Source organism: Labrys sp. E2SS-1L, from assembly GCF_057073705.1.
Map to the genome: position 1 here is coordinate 781,862 of NZ_CP172713.1, position 13,841 is coordinate 795,702.

12 protein-coding genes are annotated in these 13,841 nt (G+C 63.8%); 10 read left to right on the forward strand and 2 right to left on the reverse strand.

Going from position 1 to position 13,841, the window contains the following annotated elements:
* Positions 1 to 249 precede the first annotated feature (249 nt).
* Together capB and capA are read left to right on the forward strand one after the other, a co-directional pair.
* The gene (gene capB / locus ACIGJE_RS29230) at positions 250 to 2,004 is read left to right on the forward strand and encodes a caprolactamase subunit beta (RefSeq protein ID WP_483681173.1); all 1,755 of its coding nucleotides are present in this window, start codon (positions 250 to 252) and stop codon (positions 2,002 to 2,004) included.
* An 11-nt stretch (positions 2,005 to 2,015) separates the two neighbouring features.
* Positions 2,016 to 4,094 (forward strand): caprolactamase subunit alpha, encoded by a 2,079-nt coding sequence (gene capA, locus ACIGJE_RS29235; RefSeq protein ID WP_483681175.1) that lies wholly within the window; start codon positions 2,016 to 2,018, stop codon positions 4,092 to 4,094.
* A 51-nt stretch (positions 4,095 to 4,145) separates the two neighbouring features.
* Here capA and ACIGJE_RS29240 read toward each other — a convergent pair whose 3' ends face one another.
* Positions 4,146 to 5,051, reverse strand: coding sequence for a LysR family transcriptional regulator (locus ACIGJE_RS29240; RefSeq protein WP_415085918.1), 906 nt, complete (start codon positions 5,049 to 5,051; stop codon positions 4,146 to 4,148).
* A 282-nt stretch (positions 5,052 to 5,333) separates the two neighbouring features.
* Here ACIGJE_RS29240 and ACIGJE_RS29245 point away from each other — a divergent pair, with 282 nt between their 5' ends.
* The 7 genes from ACIGJE_RS29245 to ACIGJE_RS29275 all read left to right on the forward strand — a co-directional run bounded on the left by ACIGJE_RS29245 (position 5,334) and on the right by ACIGJE_RS29275 (position 11,892).
* Entirely contained in the window at positions 5,334 to 6,134 is an 801-nt protein-coding gene (locus tag ACIGJE_RS29245) for a 5-oxoprolinase subunit PxpA (RefSeq protein WP_415085920.1), read from the forward strand.
* A gap of 3 nt (positions 6,135 to 6,137) precedes the next feature.
* The gene (locus tag ACIGJE_RS29250; RefSeq protein ID WP_311941329.1) at positions 6,138 to 6,380 is read left to right on the forward strand and encodes an acetyl-CoA carboxylase; all 243 of its coding nucleotides are present in this window, start codon (positions 6,138 to 6,140) and stop codon (positions 6,378 to 6,380) included.
* Positions 6,377 to 7,768, forward strand: coding sequence for an acetyl-CoA carboxylase biotin carboxylase subunit (locus tag ACIGJE_RS29255; protein ID WP_415085922.1), 1,392 nt, complete (start codon positions 6,377 to 6,379; stop codon positions 7,766 to 7,768). Before ACIGJE_RS29250 ends, ACIGJE_RS29255 begins: the two co-directional genes overlap by 4 nt.
* A complete protein-coding gene (locus tag ACIGJE_RS29260) occupies positions 7,765 to 8,640 on the forward strand; it encodes a 5-oxoprolinase subunit B family protein (RefSeq protein ID WP_415085924.1) in 876 nt (291 codons plus the stop codon). Before ACIGJE_RS29255 ends, ACIGJE_RS29260 begins: the two co-directional genes overlap by 4 nt.
* Complete coding sequence (locus tag ACIGJE_RS29265; protein ID WP_367624367.1) at positions 8,630 to 9,607, forward strand: 5-oxoprolinase subunit C family protein; 978 nt, start codon at positions 8,630 to 8,632, stop codon at positions 9,605 to 9,607. Before ACIGJE_RS29260 ends, ACIGJE_RS29265 begins: the two co-directional genes overlap by 11 nt.
* A gap of 117 nt (positions 9,608 to 9,724) precedes the next feature.
* Entirely contained in the window at positions 9,725 to 11,080 is a 1,356-nt protein-coding gene (locus ACIGJE_RS29270) for a purine-cytosine permease family protein (protein ID WP_311941340.1), read from the forward strand.
* 299 nt (positions 11,081 to 11,379) lie between these two features.
* Positions 11,380 to 11,892, forward strand: coding sequence for a GNAT family acetyltransferase (locus ACIGJE_RS29275; protein ID WP_311941343.1), 513 nt, complete (start codon positions 11,380 to 11,382; stop codon positions 11,890 to 11,892).
* On the opposite strand, the gene ACIGJE_RS29280 is transcribed toward ACIGJE_RS29275, so the two are convergent.
* Positions 11,889 to 12,494, reverse strand: coding sequence for an IMPACT family protein (locus ACIGJE_RS29280; RefSeq protein ID WP_483681201.1), 606 nt, complete (start codon positions 12,492 to 12,494; stop codon positions 11,889 to 11,891). The genes ACIGJE_RS29275 and ACIGJE_RS29280 overlap by 4 nt on opposite strands.
* 407 nt (positions 12,495 to 12,901) lie before the next feature.
* Between ACIGJE_RS29280 and ACIGJE_RS29285 the strand changes: the two genes are divergently transcribed.
* On the forward strand, positions 12,902 to 13,696 hold the full coding sequence (locus ACIGJE_RS29285) for a lytic murein transglycosylase (protein ID WP_311941345.1): 795 nt from the start codon (positions 12,902 to 12,904) through the stop codon (positions 13,694 to 13,696).
* The last annotated feature ends 145 nt before the right edge of the window (positions 13,697 to 13,841 follow it).

A 13,841-nucleotide genomic window follows, 5' to 3' on the forward strand; every position in this document is an offset into this window, starting at 1 on the left:
GTCAAACCATTGCTCTCTCCCTGCAAAGACGGCTGCCCTCAAACCTGCTTGGCTGATGGTGACGACGGTGCGCAGACGCCGCTGCAGGGGATTAGGCGGGAGACGAACTCTTCTCCCGCATTACCGGCGGCCGGCCGGAGCGTTTCGCGATTTTGGCGGCATCGCCAAGAATCGCAAAGACGCGTCGAACCGAAGAGTGCGAGCAAGCAAGCGTTCACGCCTGAACGCGCTTTGCTCTGGGGAGGATGGATGTCGACCGAGCGAGCAAAAGTAGATCCGATCACGCTGTCGGTGGTGCGTGGGGTCCTGGAGACCACCCAGCGCGAAATGACGCTGGCGCTGGAGAAGACGGCGCGCTCCTCCGTCTTCAACCTGGCGCATGACTATTCGACGGCGCTCTTCAATGCCCGCCCGGAGATGATCCTGCAGGGCCAGGACATTCCCATCCATCTGGGCTCGCTGATCCCGGCCATGAAGGCGGTCGCCAAATTCTTCGGCGACGACATCCATGAGGGCGATCTCTTCCTGCACAACGATCCGGCCTTCGGCGGCAGCCACGCCATCGACACCTGCATGTACAAGCCGGTGTTCTATCGGGGCGAACTGGTCTACTGGACCGTGTGCAAGGGCCACCTCACCGATATCGGTGGCCCCGTTCCGGCCGGCTACAACCCCAACGCCACCGAGATCTATGCCGAATGCCTGCGCATTCCGCCGGTGAAGATCTGGGATCGCGGCAAGCCGCGCGAGGATGTGCTCAACCTGATCTTCTCCAACATGCGGGCACGGCGCGACCAGGAAGGCGATTTCCGCGCCCTGATCGGCGCCTGCCAGGTCGGCGAGCGGCGCCTGATCGCCCTGCTCGACAAATATGGCAAGCCGACCGTCGATGCCTGCATCGACACGCTGCTCGACATGGCCGACCGGCATATGCGCTCGCTGATCGCGAGCGTTCCCGACGGCACCTATGAGGGCAAGGCCATCCTGGAGGATGCCGGGCACGGTTTCGGCGACTTCGAGATCGGCGCCAAGGTCACCATCACAGGCGATGCCTGCCATATCGCCATCTCCAGCCCGCCCCAGGTGCCCTATTTCATCAATTCCTACGAGGGCAATTCCCATTCGGGCGTCTATCTCGGCCTGATGATGTTCGCCGCCTTGCCCCCGCCCTATAATGAGGGGCTCTATCGCTGCGTGAGCGTCGATTTCGGGCCGAAGGGCACGCTGTGCAACGCACAGGAACCCGCCCCTCACATGAACTGCACCACCACGCCGATGGAGACGCTGACCGATGCGGTGCGCCTCGCCTTCGAGAAGGCGATGCCCTCCAAGGTCGCGGCCTCCTGGGGCCATGCCAACGGGCTCAACATCGCAGGCAAGGATGGCCGCACCGGCGAGGAATTCGTGACCATGGTGCTCGCCACCATCATTTCAGGCGGCGGCGCCACACCCCAACAGGACGGTTGGCACGCCGTCGGCCCGGAATGCTGCTTCGGCGCCCTCACCTCGGGCGACGTCGAGCTTCTGGAATATTCCTATCCCATCATCATCCATCGTTATGCGCTGATGACCGATTCAGGCGGCGCCGGGAAGTTCCGCGGCGGCTCGGGTACGGCCTGGGAGGTCGAGCCCCTGACCGGCGACATGCTGTGCATCGGCTTCGGTGAGGGACGGCGCATTCCGGCCATGGGCGCGGCCGGGGCCAAATCCGCCCTCGTCGACAAGAAGGTCGGCCGCGTCGAGCTGCGGCGCGGCGGTGAGGTCACGGTCGAGCGCAAGAACATCATCGAGACCATCAGGCCCGGCCAGACCATCACCAATCTCAATCCCGGCGGCGGCGGCTATGGCAACCCGTTCGAACGCCCTGTCGACAACGTGGTCTGGGACGTGCGCAACGGCCTCGTCTCCCTCGAGGGCGCCCGCGCCGACTACGGCGTGGCCATCAAGGATGCCGAGACGCTGGAAGTCGACCTCGCCGAAACCCGCCGGCTCCGCGCGGCCTGAAAGACACGATCATGGAACATGCTTTTCGTCTCGGCATCGACGCCGGCGGCACCTTCACCGATTTCGTCATCGCCAATCGCGCCAGCGGCGACGTCAAACTGTTCAAGGCCCTTTCCACGCCTTCCGACCCGACCAGGGCGATCGAGAACGGCCTCAGGCAGATCGCCGAGAACCTGGGCACGACGCCTTCTGCCATCGTGTCCGACTGCGACCTGTGCATCAACGGCACCACCGTCGGCCTCAATGCCCTGATCACCCACCGGGGCGGCAAGACCGGGCTGATCTGCACGGCGGGCCACGAGGATTCCATCGAGATCCGCAACGGCCACAAGGAAGACGGCTTTCGCTACGATCCGGAATATCCGGCGGCCACCATGCTGGTGCCGCGCTATCTCAGGCGTGGCGTGCGCGAACGTGTTCTCTCGGACGGTTCGGTGCGCACCCCGATGCAGGAAGAGGATGTGCGCCAGGCCTGCCGCCTGTTCCTCGCAGAGAAGGTGGAGACGGTAGCGATCTCCTTCGTCTGGTCCGTGCTCAATCCCGGGCATGAGCGCCGCGCCGCCGAGATCGTGCGGGAGATGATGCCCGAGGCGATCCTCACCGTCGGCAGCGAACTCTATCCGCAGATCCGCGAATATACCCGCACCTCCACCGCGGTGACCAATGCCTATCTGGCCCCGGTGATGCGGCGCTACGTGACGGCGGTCGATCGCTATTTCCGCGATCTCGGCGCCAGGCAGCCCGTACGCTATTTCCAGTCCAATGGTGGCCTCGCCGTCGGGCAGGTGATGACCGACCGCTCCGTCTACGCCATCAATTCAGGCCCGGCCTCCGCCCCGCAGGCCGGCCTCTATGTCGGCGCGCCCTTCGGCAAGGAGAATGTCATCACCGTCGACATGGGCGGCACCTCCTTCGACATCACACTGACGCGCAACGGCCAGACCAACCTCAACAAGAACGTCGACTTCCTGCGCTACCGTGTCGGTGTTCCCATGATCCAGGTCGAGACGCTCGGGGCCGGCGGCGGCTCGATCGGCTGGATCGACAGCCTGGGCCTGCTGCAGGTCGGCCCGCAATCGGCCGGCTCGGAACCCGGCCCGGCCTGCTACGGGCGCGGCGGAACCGATCCAACGACCTCCGATGCCAATCTCGTGCTCGGCTATCTCAATCCCGAGGGCCTGCTCGGCGGCAAGTTGCCGCTCGACGTCGCCAAGGCCCGTGAAGCCGTCGCCAGGGTCGCGGAGCCGCTCGGCATCAGTATCGAACAGGCCGCCTATGGCATGTTTACGATCGTAAATAGCGGCATGGTCAACGGCATCCGGCGCGTGTCGGTCGAGCGCGGCTACGATCCGCGCGACTTCGTTTTGGTCGGGGCCGGCGGCGCCACCGCCGCCCACATCACCGCTCTGGCGCGCGAGATGGGCATCGACACCATCATCCTGCCCAAGCTTGCCTCGGGCCTGTGCGCCTTCGGGCAGATCATCTCGGACGTCAAATACAATTATATGGCGACAGCGCCCCTGCGCCTGGACACTGCAGGCGCCTGCGAGAAGATCGACACGCTCTTCGCCGAGATCGAGGCACAGGGCGTCCGCCACCTGGAGGTGGACGGCTTTGCTGCCGACCGCATCGCCATCAAGCGCAGCCTGGAAATGCGCTATGTCGGCCAGGTGCATGAGTGCACCGTCGACATCGACAATTTCAGGATCGACGAAACCACGATCGACAAGGTCAAGGATGCCTTCCACGCCCGCCACGAGGAACTCTACACCTATAGCGAGCGGCACAATCCTGTCGAAGTGGTAAACATCGAATCCACCTTGTACGGGCTGATCGAGAAACCGAGGCCTCCCAGGCTGGAGGGAACCGGCAGTCTGGAACTCGCGCTCAAGGGCAAGCGGCCCGCAATCTTCCAGGCCTCAGGCGAGGCAACGTCGACACCTGTCTATGACGGCTCGAAGCTGGGCGTGGGGGTCTCCGTTGCCGGGCCGGCCATCATAGAGGAGGTCACCACCACCATCGTCATCGAGCCCGGCTGGACTGCAGCCTTACACGAAAGCGGCAGCTATCTGCTGACCTGCAAGGATTGACCGGCGATGCCCGCTCTTCCTGCGCTCCTCCCGTTTGCGGCCCTGTCTCCGCTAGCGATTGGGCGGCAGGAAGAAGGCCTGGCGGAAATAGGAGCGGAAGGCTTCCATGGCGGGGGTGAACGCCGCGTCCCGCCGCCAGGCCAGGCCGACATCCATCGAGGGGATCGGCTCGGTCGGCACGATCGTCTCGATGCGCTTGCCCTCCAGCGACCAGGGCCTGAGCACCATGTCCGACAGGATCGCCACCCCTTGCCCGTCCGCCACCAGCGAGCGCACGGCCTCGACCGAGGAGGTGCGCAGCGTCACGTTCGGCCGGAAGGAGGACAGGCTCCAATAACGCAGCGCCGTGTGGGCGGCTTCGTCCACGGTCAGCATGATATAGGGCTCTTCGGCGACCTCCTTGAGACTGACGGCGCCCTGCGCCAGCAGCCGGTGGCGGGCCGGCACCCACAGCCGCCGGCGCGAGCTCATCAGCGTCTCGGTGGTCAGATCGGGATTGATCACGTTGGAGGTCAACAGCACCGCCATGTCGTAGCGATTGGCCAGCAACCCGTCCTCGATCGCCTCGCGGTTGAGCTCGAAGAGCTGGATGTCGAGATTGGGCCAGGCGCGGCGCAGGCGGCCGAGATGGTTGGGCAGGAAATAGCCGATGACCGTATAGGTGGCCGCAACCGTCAGCCGGCCGGCGAAATCATTGGCGGGCAGGAGCAGGCTGGTGGCCTCCTCGACCTTGTTCAGGATCTCATAGGCGTGGAACAGGAATTGCCGGCCCGCGGGCGTCATGTCCATGCCCTGGGTGGAGCGGGTGAACAGCTCGACGCCGACGATCTGTTCCAGCTCCTTGATGGCGGTGGTGATGGCCGATTGCGAGATGCCGAGCTCGCCCGCAGCCTGGGACACCTGGCCATGCTCGGCCGTCGCCACGAAATAGCGGATCTGGCGCAGACTGACCGGCATGAGCGACTCCCTTCGCGTTTCAGATCGATATCTACATCAGTATTTGAAAAATCGATAGACGGCCGATTCAGGCTTCATCGAATTTCATGCTTCGCCCCCAATCTTTGGAAAATCTGCCCCACATGCGAGGAATTAGGAGGAAGTCAGGAAATCGCCTATTTCTGAAAATCAGATAATAGGCATCTGAATATAGAATTTTTCAATCGAACCGTCTCGCCGTAACGTCAGAGCAAGACCGGCCGTGATGCCGGCCCAGGATGAATTTCACAGAGGGAGGCTGGCTTGGCGCTGGCTGCGGTCGACATCAATTGCGACATGGGCGAAGGCTTCGGCCAATGGCGCCTGGCGGAGGCGGACGACACCGCCTTGATGGAACTCATCAGTTCCGCCAACATCGCCACCGGCTTTCATGCCGGGGACCCCTCGCTGATGGACGCCACCGTGCGGCTGGCGGCCCAGCACGGCGTTGGCATCGGCGCCCATCCCGGCTATCGCGATCTCCAGGGCTTCGGCCGCCGCCGCATCGAGGGAGCGCCCGAAGAGATCGTCAACGACATCGTCTACCAGACCGGAGCGTTGCGGGAATTCGCCCGCCGCCACGGCGCCAGCCTGCAACATGTGAAGCCGCATGGCGCGCTCTACATGGAGCTGGCTGTCAATGAGGAACTGTCGCGCTCCTTCGTCCATGCAATGCAGGCCACCGCTCCCAACGCTTTCATCTATTGCATGGATGTCTCGCTGACCCATCGCGTCGCCGTCGAGGCCGGCCAGCCGGTGATCCGCGAATTCTATGCCGACCGCGACTATGGCCGTTCGGGCTCCATCGTGTTCACCCGCCGCACCGGCAAGCTCGATCCGGCGGCGATCGCCGACAAGGTGGTGCGAGCCTGCCGGGAACAGCGGGTACGGACCGTCGAGGGCGACGACATCGACATCGCCTTCGATTCCATCTGCTTTCACTCCGATACGCCCGGCAGCCTTGCCATCGCCCGCGCCATGCGCGCGGCCCTGATCGCCGATGGCATCAAGATCATGCCGGCGAGCGAACTCGCCCACCTGCCCAGAGCCATCACGAGGGGATGAAGAATGGCAATTTCGCAGATCATGTCACCCTTGCCCGGTGTCTTCTACAGACGCCCCTCCCCTGACAGCCCGTTCTTCAAGGAGGACGGGGAGTCCGTCGCGGCCTCCGATGTCATCGGCCTGATCGAGGTGATGAAATCCTTCCACGAGGTCAATGCGGGCATCGGCGGCAGCAATATCCGCTTCCTGGTCGACGATGGCGATGCCGTGATGGCCGGGCAGGTTCTCGCCGAGGTGGAGGCATGAACATCCGTTCCGTCCTTATCGCCAATCGCGGCGAAATCGCCGTACGCATCAATCGCGCGGCCAAGGCGCTGGGACTGCGCACCGTGCAAGTCTACAGCGCCGCGGACAAGGACTCCCTCGCCGTACGGCTTGCCGACGAAGCCATCGAGATAGGCCCCCCGGCCGCCAAGAAATCCTATCTCGACATCGAGGCCGTGCTTGCTGCCGCCAGGGCGGCCAAAGTCGATGCCGTGCATCCGGGCTATGGCTTCCTGGCCGAGAACGCCGATTTCGCCGATGCCGTGGTGGCGGCGGGCATGAAATTCGTCGGCCCCGCCGGCTCCGCGATCCGCCTGCTCGGCGACAAGGTCGCGGCGCGGGCCGAAGCCGAGAAGGCGGGCGTGCCCACCGTGCCGGGCAGTGGCGGGCGCGTCGCCGATCTGGAAGCCGCCGAGGCCATCGTCGCGCGCATCGGCTTTCCGGTGATGATCAAGGCCGCGGCCGGCGGTGGCGGGCGCGGCATTCGCGTCGCCGCCGATCTGGACGAGTTCCGCCGGCAGTTCCCCCAGGCTTCCGCCGAGGCGGCCGCTGCCTTCGGCGATGGCGGTCTCTATATCGAGAAGGCCATCGAAAAGGCGCGCCATGTCGAGGTGCAGATCCTCGGCGACGGCCGGAACTTCGTGCATTGCCATGAGCGCGAATGCTCGCTGCAGCGCCGGCGCCAGAAAGTATGGGAGGAAGCACCCGCCGTCGGCCTGTCGCCCGAGGTGCGCGAACGCCTGTGCCGGAGTGCAGTCGCCCTCGCCCGCTCGGTCGGCTATAGCGGCGCCGGCACGGTGGAATATCTCTATGACGAAGCCAGCCAGGACTTCTATTTCATCGAAGTAAACACGCGCATACAAGTCGAACATCCGGTGACGGAGATGGTCACCGGTCTCGACCTGGTCCAAGAGATGCTGCGCATTGCCGGCGGCGAGCCGCTCTCCGTCCGCCAGGAGGACATCGCCGTCGCCGGCCACGCCATCGAATGCCGCATCAACGCCGAGGATCCGTTCAAGAACTTCATGCCCTGGCCTGGCGTGGTCTCGGAATTGTCGGTGCCAGAGGCGGAGGACATCCGTTTCGACACCATGCTCTTTGCGGGCTATGCGGTGCCGCCCTTCTACGACTCCCTGCTGGGCAAGCTCGTCGTGCATGGCGAGGACCGCACGGCCTGCCTGGCCATGCTTCGGCAGGCACTGGCCGGCCTGAAGATCGAGGGCATTCCCACCACCATTCCCCTGCACAAGGCCCTGGCCGCCGACGGCGACGTCGCAGCGGGGCGTTTCCACACACGCTTTCTCGAGGGCTGGCTGGAGAACCGTTTTGCGCCGCCGCCAGTCGAACCGGCGAAGGAGGCCGCCCGATGAAAAGCCGATATTCCTTTGGCGGCGATGAGCACCTGTTCGTCGAATGCGACGAGAGCATGTCGCTGGAGGCCTTCTTCAAGAGCCTGTCCATGACCCGCGCCATCAGGGAGGCCGGCATTGCCGGCGTCACCGAGATCTGCCCGGCCAATGCCTCCTTCCAGATCCGCTTCGATCCCGATCGCATCAAGCCGGACGACATCCTGGCGGAAGTGAAGAGCATCGAAGAGGCCGCCGCGAAGGCCGAGCCGGTGATCGGCACCCGCATCATCGAGATCCCGGTGTTCTATCAGGATCCCTGGACGCATGAGACGCTGATGCGGTTTCGCGAGCGCCACCAGGACCCTGGGGTCACCGATCTCGAATATGCCGCCCGCATCAACGATCTCGCCTCGGTCGAGGATTTCGTCACCGCCCATAGCGGCTCGCCCTGGTTCGTCTCGATGGTCGGCTTCGTGGCGGGGCTGCCCTTCATGTATCAGATGGTCGAGCGGCAAAGACAGCTCCAGGTCCCCAAATATCTGAGGCCCCGCACCGACACGCCGAAGCTGACGGTCGGCCATGGCGGCTGTTTTTCCTGCATCTATTCGGTGCGTGGCGCCGGCGGCTACCAGATGTTCGGCATCACGCCGATGCCGATCTTCGATCCCGAGCAGAAGACCGGCTATCTGCGCGACTTCATGGTGTTCTTCCGGCCGGGCGACATCGTCAAGTTCAAGCCGATCGGGCGCGACGAGCATGACGCGATCGCGGCCGACGTCGCTTCCGGCCGCTATGCGCCGCAGATGCATGAGGTCACCTTCGACCTCCGGGAATTCCAGAAGGATATCGACGGCTACAACGCCAGGCTGGAGGGCATGATCCATGGGCGTTAAGGTCCTCAATCCAGGCCTGTCCACCACCATCCAGGACCTTGGCCGGCCGGGTTATTTCCATCTCGGCATTCCCGTCGGCGGGGCAATGGACCGGCTGGCCCTGCGTGCCGCCAATCTCCTGGTCGGCAATGATGAGGGGGCAGCCTGCCTGGAGGCCGTGTTCCTCGGCCCCGAACTCGAATTCACCAAGGATGCGACGATCGCCATCACCGGCGGCGAGATGCCGATCAAGATCGGCGGAGTCGAGCAACCCTCCTGGACCGCCCTCAGCGTCAAGGCCGGCCAGACGCTCAGCTTCGGCTTCCTCAAGGCGGGCGCACGCATCTATATCGCCGTCGCCGGCGGCTTCGACGTTCCCCTGGCGCTCGGCAGCCGTTCTACCTACGTGATCGGTGCTCTCGGCGGTTATAAGGGCCGCGCCTTGGCCAAGGGCGACGAACTCGCCATCGGCGAAGCGGGCGCGGTCAAGGAAGGGCGTAGCGTGCCCGAGCCCTTGCGCCGCCGTCCTGGCACACCGGCGCAGCTTCGCGTCCTGCCGGGCCTCTATTGGCACCGCGTCCAGGAGCAGTCGGGACGCGCCTTTTTCGAAGACCAATGGAAGGTCGCGCCGGAAGCCGACCGCATGGGCTATCGCTTCCGGGGCGGGCGTCCACTGCACTTCGTCGAGCGGGAGCCGCCCTTCGGCGCGGGATCGGATCCCTCCAACATCGTCGACAGCTGCTATCCCTATGGCTCGATCCAGGTGCCGAGCGGCACCGAGCCGATCATCCTGCATCGCGACGCCGTGTCCGGCGGCGGCTATTTCATGCTCGGCACCGTGATCTCGGCCGACATGGACCTGATCGGCCAGATGCAGCCCAACACGCCGACGCAATTCGTCGAGGTCGACATGGCCACGGCCCTGGCGGCACGCGCCGAACGCGCAACGCTGCTGGCCTGTATCCGGGCCGTGCTGGCCTCCAGCTAGAACCCTTTGCTCCAGCTCCCGGTCGAAGCGGCCAAAAAGGCCGCCGACCCAAGAACATCCAAAAACATCACCATCCAAGCACGACATCGCTCCACAATCAGTGAGAGGGGAACCATCATGGCAGGCACCGTCACGGCCGCCGAAGCCGACACGCTCGACTATTCCAACCGGGCCGTTCCGCCCGATGCCCGCATGCCCAGAATGGCCCTGACCATGGCCTGGTGGGCCGTGTGCAGCGCCGTATTCTATATCGTCGTCGGCGCGGCCCTGGCGCTGGGCTTCGGCACCCGCAACGCCATCATCGGCATGGTCATGTCGGTGATCGCCTATGGCGTGATCAACGCCGTGCTCAGCCGCTTTGCCATTCGCACCGGCCTGTCCGTCGCCCTGTTCTCGCGCGTGCTGTTCGGCAATGTCGGCGCGGGGCTGGCCACCCTGATCTTCTGCGCAACCGCTATCTACTATGCCGTGTTCGAAGGATCGGTCATCGCGGTCGGCATCCACACCATCTTTCCCGGCGTGTCCTATGCGATCGCCGCCCTGATCGTGGTGCTCTATTCGGTGCCGTTGATCTTCGGCAGCATCCAGACCTGGCTCGACAAGTTCAACGGCGTGCTGCTGCCCTTCTATATCCTCGGCCTCGTGGTCGCCGTCGGTCTGGCCATTGCCGAGTATGGTTATAGCGACAAATGGCTCAATCTCGGCCCGGCCGGCGGCGCGCCGGCTGGCGGCTGGTGGTCGTGCTTCGTCTATTACATGGGCGTGTGGGTGCTCATGATGTTCACCTTCGACTATGCCCGCTTCGGGCGGCAGGAGGACGCCGGCTATCACGCCTTCTTCAATTTCGGCATGCCCTTCTATGTCATGGTGTTCCTGGTCAGCGGCCTGTTCGGCATGTTCATGATCGGCACCGTTCCCGATCTCGGCACCGTCAGCGAAGTGACCGTCCTGCTCGCTTTGCTCAAGCTGATGGGCGTTTGGGGCCTGCTCTTCGTCTGGGTTACGCAGACGCGCATCAACACGGCCAATTATTATCTCGCCGCCGTCAATATGGAGGCCCTGGTCCAGCTCTTCGGCAAGCTGCCCTTCGGGCGCATCGGCTGGGCCGTGGTCGTCGGCCTGATCGTCTATCTCCTGATGCTGGCCGATGTCTTCGCCTATCTGCTGCAGGCCCTTGCCTATCAGGGCATCTTCGTGGTGGCCTGGGTCGCCGTGGCCATGGCCCACATTCTCAGCGACCGCTATCGGCGCCTAGCCGGCGATACGATCGAATATCGCTCCAGTCACGTGCCCGCCTTCAACCCACTCGGCCTAGCCGCCTGGTTTGCCGGCGCGGCCATCGGCATCGGCCTGCATCTGTTCGGTGGCGCCTATGCGGAGCTGTCGGCACCGGCAACGGCCGTGGCAGCGTTCTGCATCTACACGGTGGGTCTTAGCTTCGCCCGCCGCTCCTGGTTCCTGGTTGCGGATTGACGCGAACAATCGCGAGACCCGGCTGGGTGATCAGCCGGGAACTTGCACGGGTGGTCGGTTGCACCGCTTGGGAACGATCGGCTTCGACAGGCGTTTGATTGCAAGATGCGCACGCGTCAACCGGACCTGGCAGTAGAGGGAACAGGGATGGTTTTTCCGGTTTCCCGCCCTGACCAACGAAATGGTAGCCGAGCCCTTGTCCTGCCCGTGCGTATCGCCTCGGCTCGTGAGGCAGGGGCTGATTTCGAGCGCGTTCCGGGTGCTGCCGGACTCGAGTGGTCAGATTTTGCAGGAGTCGCATGGAGGTCCTGTCCCGGGTGGTGTTCACCGTAGCCAGCATCTGCCTGATGATGTTGGCGGGCGGTCTTGTCGCGATAGCCGGATTTCGGGTCTTTCATGCCGCCTATTACGATGGCCAGTTCGACAATACGCTACTCGATTCAATCGGCTTCGTGGTGGTCGGCGTCGCGGTCTTCGACGTGGCGCGCTATTTCCTCGAAGAGGAGGTGCTGCGCGCCCGCGAAATGCGCAATGCTGTGGAAGCTCGCCGCAGCTTGACGAAGTTCATGTCAGCCATCGTGATCGCAGTTTTCCTCGAGGCTTTGGTAACGGTGTTCAAGGTAGCCAAGCAAAGCCCGGAGCAATTGCTCTATCCGGCGCTCCTGCTCTTCGGCGGCACCGCGATGATCGTGGGCCTTGGCGTCTATCAAAAGCTGTCCGTCAGCGTCGAGCGGGAAAGTCCGGCAGAACCCCGCAAGGAAAAGGCCGAGAGCAAGCGCAAGGCCGGAGAGCGGCAAGCAGAGCCAAGCTAGGCCGGAGGCTCGTCTGGCGTCGCAATAGACATGACTGCGCGACCGCTCGTGACATCCGCGACCATCTGCCGAACATCGACCAGATCCTGTTCGCGGATCGCGGCGACAAACTCGCTTCCCGTCGCAGTATAATCCTGCGTCAGGATCTGCACCGCCTTATGGGCGGACAAGCGGGCCTGTACCAGCGCCAGGTCGGTAAAGGCGCAGGAGATGCGTGCCTCGACCCGTATGACGATCGGCAGCTTTTCGGCAGCGCGCAGGCAGGCGGCAGCCGTGCCGCCGTAGGCCCGGATCAAGCCGCCGCTGCCGAGCAGCACGCCGCCGAACCAGCGCGTGACCACGACGGCGACACCATCCAGGGCCTGGCCATCGATCGCCTGCAGGATCGGCTTGCCGGCGGTGCCGCTGGGCTCGCCATCATCGTTGAAGCGGTAGAGGGGGCCGACTCGCCAGGCCCAGCAATTGTGATTGGCCGCCATGTCGGAATGATCCCTGATGAAGGCCTTGGCGGCCTCTTCTCCCGACACGGGAGCGGCCGTCGCCAGAAAGCGGCTTTTCTTGACCTCCTGTCTGAAGGTCTCGATTCTCTGAAGGCTGAACAAATCCGGCATGGCTGCAATCTAAAGCATTTTCCGGAAAAGTTGACAGCCATCCCTCAACATAAAAAATATCGTTAGAACAATTGGTTATTGATAGATCCCAATGTAAGGAAATGGCAGGTCGTATCCGTGCGGACCGTTTTGCGCCAAATCACCGCGCTCAACCATGGCGGGGGGAGCCCACCATGTCGACGGCATGCGATCCGGCAAGGCCGCTCGCCGCAGAAGCATGCGATGGCGCAACTGCGCTCGCCCAATGCTCATGCGGTGACAACAGGCACAAGCTTTGGCCTGCTTCGTAAACCCAAAATCGAAAGCATGATGTGGGCACCGTTCTGCATCGATTGACTTGACCGGGCGTCACTGCTGTAGTCGCCGGCAGCCTGGATGTTCTCAAAAAAGGGATTTGGATGAGCACGAGGATACATGTAGCGGCGCTGGCCGGAGCGGTCTTGAGCCTGTTCCAGCTTTCAGGCGGAGCCTATGCAGCCCAATGCGGCAAGACTGCAGCCGGCTATGAAGCATGGAAGCAGGAATTTTCCGCCGAGGCACGCGCCAAGGGCGTCGGTCAGGCCGGCATCGCCGCGCTGATGAGCACCCATTACGCCACAGCCACCATCAACGCCGATCGCGGCTTGAAGAGTTTCCGGCTGTCCCTGGACCAGTTCCTTGCCAAGCGCGGTGGCAACACGATCGTTGCGCGCGGACGCCAGCTCAAGAAATCCCAGGGTGCGTTGTTTGCCACTATCGAGCGCCGTTACGGCGTGCCGCCGGGACCGCTGCTGGCGATCTGGGGCATGGAGTCGGGCTTTGGTGCCGTCAAGGGCAACCAGAACATGCTCTCCTCGGTGGCAACGCTGGCTTATGACTGCCGCCGCCCCGAATTCTTTACCGACCAGCTCTACGCTGCGCTCAAGCTCGTCGACAGCGGCCGCTTCACGGCGCAGACCCGCGGTTCCATGCATGGCGAAGTGGGCCAGACCCAGTTCATGCCCAAGACCGTACTGCAATATGGCGTCGGCAATCTCGACACCGCTGCGGGTGCCCTCGATTCGACCGCCAACTACCTGAAGGCCCATGGCTGGAGTGCCGGCCAGGGCTACCAGCCGGGCGAGCCGAATTTCGGGGCTATCCAGGCCTGGAATGCCGCCTCCGTCTATCAGCAGGCTATCGCCCATATCGGCCAGCGCATCGACGCCCAATAGAAAGTCCCGCTGGGGTGGGTGCGAGAACCGCGAGCTCTTTCACCCAGCCGCGATCGACCACCGGTCCATGACGCCGTGGAGCACCAGCTTCCACGGCGTTTTATCTTGATTGACCTATGATCCGAAAGAATGGCCTTCATCTCGG

Bases quoted from the DNA above. Each gene is read 5' to 3' on its own strand.
- capB (WP_483681173.1), top strand. From the start codon at position 250: ATGTCGACCGAGCGAGCAAAAGTAGATCCGATCACGCTGTCGGTGGTG.
- ACIGJE_RS29260 (WP_415085924.1), top strand. From the start codon at position 7,765: ATGAAAAGCCGATATTCCTTTGGCGGCGATGAGCACCTGTTCGTCGAA.
- capA (WP_483681175.1), top strand. From the start codon at position 2,016: ATGGAACATGCTTTTCGTCTCGGCATCGACGCCGGCGGCACCTTCACC.
- ACIGJE_RS29265 (WP_367624367.1), top strand. From the start codon at position 8,630: ATGGGCGTTAAGGTCCTCAATCCAGGCCTGTCCACCACCATCCAGGAC.
- ACIGJE_RS29250 (WP_311941329.1), top strand. From the start codon at position 6,138: ATGGCAATTTCGCAGATCATGTCACCCTTGCCCGGTGTCTTCTACAGA.
- ACIGJE_RS29285 (WP_311941345.1), top strand. From the start codon at position 12,902: ATGAGCACGAGGATACATGTAGCGGCGCTGGCCGGAGCGGTCTTGAGC.
- ACIGJE_RS29275 (WP_311941343.1), top strand. From the start codon at position 11,380: ATGGAGGTCCTGTCCCGGGTGGTGTTCACCGTAGCCAGCATCTGCCTG.
- ACIGJE_RS29270 (WP_311941340.1), top strand. From the start codon at position 9,725: ATGGCAGGCACCGTCACGGCCGCCGAAGCCGACACGCTCGACTATTCC.
- ACIGJE_RS29240 (WP_415085918.1), bottom strand. From the start codon at position 5,051: ATGCCGGTCAGTCTGCGCCAGATCCGCTATTTCGTGGCGACGGCCGAG.
- ACIGJE_RS29255 (WP_415085922.1), top strand. From the start codon at position 6,377: ATGAACATCCGTTCCGTCCTTATCGCCAATCGCGGCGAAATCGCCGTA.